Annotated in this window: 7 protein-coding genes and 1 pseudogene; 5 read left to right on the top strand and 3 right to left on the bottom strand. The window is 56.6% G+C overall.

Annotated features, from left to right (window positions below):
- Window positions 1-642 precede the first annotated feature (642 nt).
- Complete coding sequence (locus tag CLV89_RS19690; RefSeq protein WP_165798161.1) at window positions 643-4806, top strand: Ig-like domain-containing protein; 4164 nt, start codon at window positions 643-645, stop codon at window positions 4804-4806.
- 294 nt (window positions 4807-5100) lie between these two features.
- On the opposite strand, the pseudogene CLV89_RS19695 reads toward CLV89_RS19690, so the two are convergent.
- A pseudogene (locus CLV89_RS19695) lies at window positions 5101-5607 on the bottom strand (IS110 family RNA-guided transposase); the annotation flags it as partial.
- Window positions 5608-5657: 50 nt separating this feature from the next.
- Here CLV89_RS19695 and CLV89_RS19700 point away from each other — a divergent pair.
- The 4 genes from CLV89_RS19700 (at window position 5658) to CLV89_RS19715 (ending at window position 8285) form a co-directional block, all read left to right on the top strand.
- The gene (locus CLV89_RS19700) at window positions 5658-5813 is read left to right on the top strand and encodes a nuclear transport factor 2 family protein (RefSeq protein WP_243395093.1); all 156 of its coding nucleotides are present in this window, start codon (window positions 5658-5660) and stop codon (window positions 5811-5813) included.
- 3 nt (window positions 5814-5816) lie between these two features.
- Window positions 5817-6038 carry a tautomerase family protein gene (locus tag CLV89_RS19705; RefSeq protein WP_106165364.1) on the top strand — a complete coding sequence of 74 codons (222 nt, stop codon included), beginning with the start codon at window positions 5817-5819 and terminating at the stop codon, window positions 6036-6038.
- A gap of 296 nt (window positions 6039-6334) precedes the next feature.
- Window positions 6335-7003, top strand: coding sequence for an SOS response-associated peptidase (locus tag CLV89_RS19710; RefSeq protein WP_243395089.1), 669 nt, complete (start codon window positions 6335-6337; stop codon window positions 7001-7003).
- Between the two features lie 325 nt (window positions 7004-7328).
- A complete protein-coding gene (locus CLV89_RS19715) occupies window positions 7329-8285 on the top strand; it encodes a hypothetical protein (RefSeq protein ID WP_207796979.1) in 957 nt (318 codons plus the stop codon).
- Between the two features lie 20 nt (window positions 8286-8305).
- On the opposite strand, the gene CLV89_RS19720 is transcribed toward CLV89_RS19715, so the two are convergent.
- Entirely contained in the window at window positions 8306-9343 is a 1038-nt protein-coding gene (locus CLV89_RS19720; protein ID WP_133166760.1) for a PDDEXK family nuclease, read from the bottom strand.
- A gap of 110 nt (window positions 9344-9453) precedes the next feature.
- Window positions 9454-9707, bottom strand: a 254-nt coding sequence (locus tag CLV89_RS19725) for an integrase core domain-containing protein (RefSeq protein ID WP_133166708.1), incomplete at its 5' end; no start/stop codon positions are given.

Genomic DNA, 9707 nt, shown 5'->3' on the forward strand with positions numbered 1-9707 from the left:
ATTGCAGGCTGAGATTCGACAAAAAAAGCCGCTATCTCGACAAACACGCTCCCTACGCGACCCACCAGAACTGGATATGATTTGCCTAAGGCCGCGCATGTCTAAGACGGGCGGCCCTTAAGACAGATAATAACCGGTTCTCTCCTGATCGCGCTCTCACCGGCAGCGGCATGTTTTGGCATGCTTGCGCAGCGGCGGCGCAGGGCAAAGTGGCCGGGCGGGAGGTTGGGAATGGCGACACTGATGACAATTGCAGCGGCGGTGTGGGGCAGGCTTGAGAGTCTCCCCTGCAGATCTGTGACCAAGGTTGCCGTTTGTAGCGCATTGGTCGTCGTCTCATTGTTTTGCGCCACTCAGCCAGCACAGGCGCTGGACGCCAGCGACGGGTCCCCGGCGGCCTTAATGCCGGGAGGACAGTGCCGGGCAAGGGTGCAGCAGTATGCCGGCGGTGCCAGCATCTTCTTCTTCCCCCCTGTTTCCGGTCTTAGGGCCGCCGGAGGGAGTTATTTTAACTACGCCGACGGCGCTTCTACGCCTCATTCGCCGATCACGGTCGCGTGGTTGGAGGCGAACTGCGGTTTCACGAATGTGACGGGGCTTGTCCAAGACGGCGCGGATGGCACAATCGCGTCTGATGATCAAATGTTCGTCCGGTTCACAGCAGATGTGCCTGGCATAGGTCGATATGATTTTGACTACGGGCTGTACGGGGTGACCGGCACTGTGGTGAAGCGAGATGTCGTGCTCACTGATCCCGTCCCCACCGTCACCCTTTCGGGTCTGAGCGGCACTTTTATCAATCCCCAGATCGTCACCGCAACCTTCAGCGAGACAGTCAGCGGTTTTGATGCATCGGACATCCAGATGACAAATGCCACCATTTCCAGCTTCGTCGGATCGGGGGCCACCTATACGTTCAAAGTCACGCCCGATGCGCCGGGCGCGGTAACGGTCCTTGTACCTGCAGGCGTGGCGACCGACAGTGTATCGTTCCCAAACCTTGCCTCAAATACACTGTCCGGCACGGCTGAAGGGATCAGCAGCATTACAGCGGATTTTAACGCAAACCCGGGATTCGGAGTTTCGGTGCCGCATACGGTCTTCTTCACTGACCAATCCTCATCCACGCCACCTGCTTTGAAGACTTGGAACTGGGACTTTGGCGACGGAGGTACCAGCACGGCACAGAACCCGGTTCACACGTACACGAGCTTTGGCACCTATACCGCAACGCTGGAAACCTGCGTCTACACAACCTGCGACACCCAGAGCATGACCATCGAGGTGGTCGATATTCCCGCCACCATGACCCCTTCTCTGTCAGGATTTAGCGGCCATGTGGTAGGCGCGCAAACCGTGACAGTGGAATTCAATGCGGGCGTGGATACATCAGATGCGTTGCAATTGTCGGATTTTGACGCAACCAACCTGACGCTCTCAAACCTTTCGTCAGGGTCGCCGACGCCCGCATATGGCCAGACGCAGACCTACACTTTGACCGCGACGCCGGATGGGGACGGGGCCATATCGCTGACCCTGCCAGCAAGTGTGGTGTCCAATTACCGCAGCGTAGCTAACACGGCCTCCAACACGCTATCTGGCATTGTGGACACCACTGCGCCCACCATCACGCTGGTGGATGCGGGCGTCAGCACCGCCCCCTATGTCGGCTATAGTGCAGTCCTCGAATACTCACCCGGGACGATATTTGTGCTCGGATACTCGGCCACACTTCCGGGGACGGTCGCCCTTATGGGTAAAAGCATCCTTCCCGGCAACCAGATGCGATATACGATTGTCCCGCAACGTGATGGCCCGGTTTATGTGACCTTCCCCGCAGGGATGTTCCGGGACGTTGCCGGTAACTTCAGCGCCGAGACCCGGCTCGATTTGGGGTATGCGGATGTGGATGAGCCGCGACCGGAGATCACCGGTGTGCCCGCATCGGTGGGTGGTGAGTTTGAGGCAACCATTACGTTTTCCAAAACCGTCGAAGGCTTCACCGGATCGGACATTCAGATCAGTGGCGGCACGCTCTCGTCCCTCTCGGGAAGCGGTGCGAATTATACCGCCCGGATCACACCGGACGGTAGTGCTTCAATCACGGTTTCCGTCCCGGCAGATGCGGCACAACATGTGGCGGCCGCAGGTGTGCCAGGTGTTTTCTCTGCCGCTGCGGCCCCGGTGAGCACGGTCTATAACACTGCCCCGGTGGCCAATGCGGGGCCAGATCAGGTGGTGCAAAGCGGCACGCAAATCACGTTGGATGGCAGCGCCAGCTCCGACCCGAATGGAGATACGCTCACCTATCAGTGGAGCGCCCCCACAGGCATCACTTTGAGTGATGCGACGGCAGTGCAGCCCAATTTTACCGCGCCTTCTCCCGCGCCAGGTGGTTCCGATCAGCTGCTGTCGTTTACGTTGACGGTTGATGATGGCACTGACACGCACCAGGACACCGTCGACGTCACGGTGATGGCTCAGGTTGCCGCCACGCTCGCGGGGTTGCCGTCCGATATCACCGGCCCCGAGACGATTACTGTCGACTTCAGCAGTGATGTCACCGGCTTTGATGAGACCGATCTGCAGCTGCAGAACCTTTCGATCAGTAACTTTGCATCAACTTCGCCAAGCTCATATCAATTTGATGTCGCTCCGCTTGCGCGTGGGTCGGTCTCGATCACTCTCCCAGCCGGGGTCGCACAGGATAGCAGAGGCAACGCCAATGTGGCGGCCTCCCTCACCGCGACCGGCTTTACCAATACCGCGCCCTTGGCGGATGCCGGAGCGGATCAAGCGGTTGGTGGCGGTGTGCTCATCACTCTGGATGGGTCTGGTTCATCCGATGCAGATGGCGACAGCCTGACCTATCTCTGGACACCCCCTGCAGGCATCACCCTGAGTGATGCGACGTCGGTAAAGCCCAGTTTTACGACACCCACTCCAGCGCCGGGTGACCCCGATCAGGTGCTATCGTTTACGTTGACGGTCGATGATGGCACCGAGACACACCAAGACACCGTCGACGTCACGGTGATGGCTCAGGTTGCCGCCACGCTCGCGGGATTGCCGTCCAATATCACCGGCCCCGAGACGATTACTGTGGACTTCAGCAGTGATGTTACGGGCTTTGATGAGACCGATCTACAGCTGCAGAACCTTTCGGTCAGTAACTTCGCATCAACTTCGCCAAGCTCATATAAATTTGATGTCGCTCCGCTGGCACGCGGCTCGGTCTCGATCACTCTCCCAGCCGGGGTGGCACAGGACAGCAGAGGCAACGCCAATGTCGCAGCCTCCCTCACCGCGACCGGCTTTATCAATACCGCGCCCTTGGCAGATGCCGGATCGGATCAGGTGGCTGGTGGCGGTGTGCTCATCACTCTGGATGGATCTGGCTCATCGGACCCAGATGGCGACAGCCTGACCTATCTTTGGACAGCGCCCGCAGGCATTACCCTGAGTGATGCGACGTCGGTACAGCCCAGTTTTACGACACCCACTCTTTCTCTCGGTGACCCGGATCTGGTGCTGGATTTTACTCTCACCGTGGATGATGGCACCGAAACCCACAGCGATCAGATCAGGATCACCCTTCGCACTGATGTAAGCGTGACACTTGCCGGGCTAACGGATAGCTTTAGTGGTCCCGGTCAGCACCAGATCGATATTCAGTTTTCGCGGGTGGTAAGCGGTTTGACCGCGAGCGATCTGGTGATCTCCGGCGGCGAAGTTCAGTCGCTCAGCGGAAGCGGTGCCCGTTATCAGGCACTATTGCTGGCCAGCGGTCGGGGTGATCTCGCGGTTTCTCTTCCTGCGGGCGTGACCCATGACAGCAATGGTATTCCCAATGCAGCGTCGAACCAGATGACTGCAGTGAACCGGATTATCGAACAGACCAGTCAGTTGATTGCCGGCTTCATGCAGAGCCGTGCCAACAATCTGATCAGCAACCAGCCGCGCGTCGCAGATTTTCTGCTGGGGCGCAGCTCCGACAACCAGTTGAACGCTTCTGTCACCCGGGGTCAGGTCAATATGGATATGGCGGTCTCCCCACGAGGCGGAGCATGGGCCAGTTTGCGCGCTGCCTTTAGTGAGAGCGACGGCCAAGACAACGGCTATGCGCTGGCAGCGGTCGGTCGACACATTGAAGTGCAGCCAAATTTGCTGTTGGGCGCAATGCTGCAAATGGACTATGCCGAATCCACCGAAGGGCCTGCCGAGGTAGAGGGTTATGGCTGGCTGATCGGTCCTTATGCTGTTTATCGCCTGCCCGATCAGCCGGTGATATTCAGCGCGCAAATTCTCTATGGGCAATCGCAAAACGAAATCGCACCATTGGGAACCTATCGCGATCAGTTCAAAACCGAACGCTGGCTGGCGCAGCTCGGTGTCACTGGAGAGGTCATCAGTGGCGATTGGACCGTATTTCCCTTCCTGACGGCCACTCATACTCGCGATGATCAGCGCGCTTATATTGACCACCTTGGCAACATGATCCCGGTTCAAGGAATTCGGTTGACCAACGTGGAGTTAGGCGCAGATTTCGAACTGCAACTGACTCATCGGGCCGGTGAGCGAGTTCTGACGGGAGGGGTTTCGGGCATTTGGTCAGAAACCTCAGGCTCCGGTGCCGCCGCCCTGCGCGAACCCACCTATGAAGGTGGCCGAATGCGGCTGGAACTAGGCTACGGTGGGGTATTGACGAACGGTGGCCGGTTTCAATTCAGCGCATACGGCGACGGGTTCGGGGCGAACGATTACTCAAGCTACGGTGTCGAGGCGAGCTATTCTTTTGCATTCTGATGAAGGCGCAGAGTGAATGCCGGACAATTGGGAGGGAACGTCGCCGAACATGCTTGTGTGGATGGCTCCCGCATAGCAAGTCGTAAATGATCTCGTGTACCTTTTCAGAAGCGGTCTTGTGTCCGGCCTGTTTGCGCGGTTCACACCGCTGGCCCTGATGGGATCCGCAGATCAGGTTCCTATCTGCTTTGCGGGCAATTGCGCCCGGGTCATTCGGCGGAGAGTCCTGATCGTTGCGGCTGAAGTGTACACCATCACATCGTCGGTCTTGCTATCTCGCTGTTTCTGTACGTCTCAAGCTGTGTGCGGGCGGTAGGGTTCGTTCCTGGTCAGCACCGCCCACATGATCCGTGCCGTCTTGTTCGCCATGGCGACGGTCGCGAGCCGGGTCGGCTTTCTCTGCAACAGCTTCGTCAGCCAGGGATCTGCACGCTCGGGATGATTGGTGACCTGCCGCACACGCGATGTCATGCCGACGACGATAAGCTGGCGCAGGTACCGATCGCCCATCTTCGTGATCTTTCCCAGCCGCTCCTTGCCACCGCTGGAGTGGTTGCGGGGTGTCAGACCAAGCCACGCCGCAAATTCCCGCCCACTCTTGAACTGGTGACCCGACCCGATCGTAGCGGCGACGGCCGAGGCGGTCACCGGTCCGACGCCGGGAATGGTCTGCAGGAGTTGCGCCTGGCGGCTGAGACGAGCCTGGATGCGCATCGTGATCTCGTACCAACGAAGGCGGTTGTGCAGCTCGACCAGCTGACGGCTGAGAACTCGCAGAACGTCTTGGGCGAGCTCGGGTAGACGGACGCGAGCCGCCCGCTGAACGTGGGGACCCGCGTGAGGAGGAAATCCTGGAGATTGCCTTTGCCAGCGGCAGGCTGGCCCGCGTCAGCGCCCGGATGACCATGATGGGCCGCGACTTCCATGACTTCCTGACCCTGGTCCGCGACGGCGCAGAGTGGCGCATCGTTGCGAAAGTGTTTTCCTATGTTCCGCGAAAGGACTGACCGATGCCTTATGTGAATATCAAGGTGACCCGCGAAGGCGGCCCGGGCGGCACCGGCCCAAGCGCAGACCAGAAGGCGCAGCTGATTACCGGGGTCACCGGTCTCCTGCAGGACATTCTGGGGAAGAACCCGGCAACGACCTTTGTCGTGATCGACGAGGTTGCGCTGGAGGATTGGGGTGTCGGCGGTCTACCGGTGCAGGAATACCGGAAGCAGGCAGAATGACGACTCGGCTGGACGCCCATGCATATTACACAATGCCATCGCAACCCGCTCTCTAGGGGATCGCAACCTTTGTGGCATCGAAACTCCTCTAGTCATATTGCAGCTTGCCATAAACCCAGGCGATGCCTTCAAACCCGCAACTCCACTGATATTCTTCAAAAGTATTTCAAGTCTTGTGCATATACATGACATTGGAACTCTTTTAGGGGCCTCCGCTTAGGCTTAGCCATTCGAAGTCCTAGACGCTGTGATAGACCTCTGATGCAATTTCGTTCACTCTGTGCCAAGTATCCTGTTTGGCAGAGGACAGTATGTGTGGTCGATTTATTGAACCGGAACTCATTGGAACTGACCAAGAGCATTCCGAAACCAAGATTGATCCGTTTCCAGGGCAGCCGGTTATCATCCCGCCGCGCGGCCTCCGCCGATACAATGTCGCCCCAACACAGGACATTCTAATCCTGGGTAAGTCGCCTCTGGTTGCAATGACTGCGCGTTGGTGGCTCGTGCCCTCTTGGCACAAGGGCGACCTCAAAGACTGGCGCGCGACAACGTTCAACGCCCGGATCGAAGAGGCACAACACAAGCCAACTTTTCGCGGAGTGTGGCGGCACGGTCGCTGCCTAATCCCTGCTGGCGGATATTATGAATGGACCGGGGAGAAAGGCCAGAAGGCACCATACGCGGTGCTGTCCAACTCCAACGAGAACACACTCTGGTTTGCTGGCCTTGCCTCACGCTGGGATGAATTGCTTACATGTACGATCATGACACGTGCCGCCAACCTAGACGTCGCAGATATCCACCATCGCATGCCAGTGATCCTAAACCTCGATGAGCGCGAACTCTGGCTGTCTGACAGTGACCAGGTGCAGGATCTCGGAAGCGACGTGCGCCTGCAACATCACCAAGTGCGCAGTTTTGGCGTGCGAGACGACGGGCCGGAGTTGATTGAACCATTCTAACCGATTTGCAAAGGACCATCTAGGTAGACATGCAGTCGAGAACCGGAGATGCCCCCTCAATGATGAACACTAGGGGCGGGAAGAAGACCTTCGCTGCTATTTCGATGGATGTCCGGTATCAACCTCTCATGTTTCGCCACTACTTGAAGCCCTTGTTGGCACCACGGATCAACATGATGGCATTCATTGGTCCGGACTGTCAGACCGTATGAAGCCAAAAGCCACTTGCCGCGTGCAGAAAGGTCGGCGAGGATCAACGTCGTCCGATCTTGGAGCGAGTTAAGATTTGAGCCTATCTACAAGAACCAAATCCAAGCTCACCTTCTTGGAAACCGTCTATCCACCGATTTCCAATCAGGAGGCAGTATGGCTTCAGAAGGATCCGGAAGTTCAATCACTGCTTAGGCAGAGTGACTTCTACATGATCGGCGGTCGCGCCGAGGGCAAATTCCGAAATTATATCTACGACGCCGAGACTGGCGTCGTGAATTTCGACTTCGCCATCGGCGCTGATTTCTGTGATCCCGTAGAGATCCACGTCCACGAGCTTCCGGCAGTCGTAGAGGCGGAGGCAGCCCCCGTTTTTGTCGAGACCGGCGACAAGATTATTCGAGTTTGGGACGCGCCGTGCGGCGAGCCAGGCGCGAGTCTTCTGGAGTGGTTTACAACCGAAAAGCTGATCTGGGATCGGTCGCGTGGTCGTGCCGGTATCGAGTGCTTCGACCGTTACAGTGAGGCCGCGACCTACGATCTACTCTATGTCGGAATAGCAAAGGTCGGAGACAGTTTCGACCGTCTCATCAAACGTGGGCACAAAGCGCGCATGGAGATTCTAAGCAACGAACTCCAACGCTATCCTGGAGCGCGCGTAACGGACGAAATCTATCTGTTTCTGTTCAACGTCCAGCCGCTAATCATGACGACCTTCGATTTGAACCATGACTTCGAGACCGAAGATTTCAACGGCGACTTCGATCACAAACGCATCGTCACTGACGCCGAGAAAGCCTTCGTCAAACTCCTGGACCCTGAGTACAACGTGGTGAAGTTCAAAAACTACCCGAAGGGTGCGGACAGCCTCTATGGGTCGGGTTTTGATCGCTATGGATATGCGATCTGTGAAGCGCTTTCCTTCAGCACAACCCATGGGCGGTTCAGGGGAAGCCGGAACGAAGCCACCGGCATCATCACCAATGATGCCGACTGCATCTTCATCGAAGGAGACACTGTGAAGCTGTTCGTCTCCGGCGTCGACTTTCCTGAGGAGCCGCCACGGGAATAGGCGAACGCGACTTTGCTATCTTAGCTAACGGCGCTCTGTATCCTATCCCCTACAGCCTTGAGATCCGATCGAATTTCTCGTCCAGAGACACGAATAGGTGTGATGCCGAATTTCAAGAGCGCAGCATTAATGCGATCGTCTTTTTCACGATCTTTTTTTCTACGATGATGTTTAGCTCCATCGCAAAAGACGGCTACTTTTTCATCTGGGAAGAACAGATCTGCCTCCGTCAGCATTTCCGCACCATGTCTAAACTCCACGTCTTTGTAGACGTCATAGAGCGACTGATAGAACTGTCCTGACTTGTAGATGATCCACTGAAGTTGTGGACGAAGTCCTCTCGAAAGAAGCTCCTGAAACAAGAAACGTTCGATGTCAGACTCAACTCCCCAGATGTGTCTGCTCTCCCATCTCTCAAACGGAGTGTACAGCTTCTTTATCCTGTTTCTTCTATACGCCTTCTTATGCGCTTCAGGAATGAAGCTGTCGAATTCAGCGACGTCATCTTTGTCAAATTCTCTGGCCAAAAAGTAGCGTTCCAGTACGAAGCCCACATCAGTTAGAGGGCGCTTCTGGCGAGACCAAGCAACATAGTCTCCCCCCAAGATCGACATGCTGTAATGGCCACTGAATGGGTTGAAGTCCGCGTAGACGTCCTCGACCCCAATGCGTTCGCTGAGGTCAGCGAGCGATGCAACGGTATCGATTTCACAGTACTGCACCTTTCCTCGCTTGATCGAAGGGAGAACATGAAGGGAGCAAGGCACGCCAAGAATTCGATAATCCACCTCTTCCCAGAAAGCCATTGTCAGCACGAGGCTGATCATCTGGAACTTGGTTCCTTTTTCCCGAAAAAGCTTGACCTCTTCTTCCGATGGTTTTGTTCGTAGTTCTTGACCGGCGACTTCGAACATCTCCGCAGTGAGCGGCTGGATTCCGGAGAGCGGCATCATACTGACCCGAACAACCTCAGGTATGGTTGACCAAAGAGCCTCAAACGGACGAGGAGGTACAAGAATCCTCTCCGAGTAATCGTTAAGTCGTTCGGGAGCTTTCATAAAGTATGGTTACCACAGGTGAGTTACAGCTGTAAAAGATCGCGGTCTGCGAGCGCTCAAAAGAAATGCGTCTACATGATGTGCCCCCATCGAGTGGTCCAATTTGAATGTTAATGCATCGTCGGCCTTTGGTCTATCAGGACGATGCTTTTGGGCGCTGGGGGCCGGTATCCTAAGGCGCTGTGGGGCCTAACCGTGTTGTAGTGGCGACGCCAGCGTTCGATGAGGATCTGTGCTTCACGCAGCGTGGTGAAGACCTCGCCGTTTAATAACTCATCCCGGAAGCGGGCGTTGAAGCTCTCGCAGTAGCCGTTCTCCCAAGGTGATCCCGGGGCAATGAATGCGGTCTTCGCGCCCACGGCAC

Origin of the sequence: Tritonibacter scottomollicae (assembly GCF_003003215.1) — a bacterium.
Lineage (GTDB): Bacteria > Pseudomonadota > Alphaproteobacteria > Rhodobacterales > Rhodobacteraceae > Epibacterium > Epibacterium scottomollicae.